The organism is Blautia sp. 210820-DFI.6.14 (assembly GCF_020558815.1).
In the GTDB taxonomy this organism is placed as follows: domain Bacteria; phylum Bacillota; class Clostridia; order Lachnospirales; family Lachnospiraceae; genus Blautia_A; species Blautia_A obeum.
Map to the genome: position 1 here is coordinate 1 of NZ_JAJCKS010000118.1, position 315 is coordinate 315.

Genomic DNA, 315 nt, shown 5'->3' on the forward strand with positions numbered 1-315 from the left:
ATCAAATGCCCAAACAGCACCATTCACATGGTTTTCCACTGCTTTCTGATCTATGTTCTTTAAACGTGTGGCCATTTTTTCAATTTCTCCATTTCTCAAGTTACCGATATTTTTGCAGATAAACCGAAAGAAATTCAACGTTGCATATTCGTCATGCCAATGGAACTCTTCTGGATTGTTTATAATTTTACTGACTCGCTGCTGTTCTTTGATTATCTGATCAGCTACACCTTTCATCGAATCTTCGTATCTCATATTACTCACCTACTCTTCCTCAACGCCCAGTGACGGTTTAAATCTTTTATCCTTTGCCTG

At 38.1% G+C, this 315-nt stretch carries 1 protein-coding gene; it reads right to left on the reverse strand.

What is annotated here, in order from left to right; all coding sequences use genetic code 11:
- A partial coding sequence (locus LI112_RS17995; RefSeq protein WP_227191220.1) for a hypothetical protein occupies nucleotides 1–255 on the reverse strand: 255 nt, incomplete at its 3' end.
- Between the last annotated feature and the right edge of the window lie 60 nt (nucleotides 256–315).